This window comes from Microbacterium sp. CFBP 8801 (assembly GCF_014839455.1).
Classification (GTDB): Bacteria; Actinomycetota; Actinomycetes; order Actinomycetales; family Microbacteriaceae; genus Microbacterium.
In genome coordinates this window covers 1-504 of the sequence record NZ_JACYNU010000046.1, presented here as the reverse complement: position 1 = coordinate 504, position 504 = coordinate 1, and the positions used below count along the sequence as shown (strand labels likewise).

The window sequence follows — 504 nt, the reverse complement described above, 5'->3', positions numbered from 1 at the left end:
GCGCTCGGGACGGTTGAGCAGGTCTTCGTTCGGCACGAGGAGTGCGCCATAGAGGAAGCCAGTGAGGCCGGTCACGAGCACGTTCAGCACGACACCGACGATCACCTGGTCGACCAGGTACTTGATCGAGAACGCGGCGAGCACGAACGCCACGAGCACACCGCCCACCATGGCGGCGATGAGGCCGAGGAAGGGGCTGCTGGTGAGGGATGCCACGAGCGCGGCGCTGAACGCCCCGAAGAGGAACTGCCCCTCGATGGCGACGTTCACGACGCCCACCCGCTCACCGATGACGCCGCCGAGGGCGCCGAAGATGAGCGGGACCGACAAGGACAGCGCGCCGAACAAGAGCCCCGTCACGGGCACGAGACCGTCGGCCGCAGCCCAAGTGAGGAAGGCAAACACCGCGAGCACTCCGAAGGCGATGGGCAGCCACAACCGCGAGCGGCGGAAACCTACAGCATCCCAGACGGCCCAGGCTGCCAGCAGCACGAGCACCATGAA

1 protein-coding gene is annotated in these 504 nt (G+C 67.1%); it reads right to left on the bottom strand.

Annotated features, from left to right (window positions below; translation table 11 throughout):
- A partial coding sequence (locus IFR11_RS16140) for an ABC transporter permease subunit (protein ID WP_446724816.1) occupies positions 1–504 on the bottom strand: 504 nt, incomplete at both ends.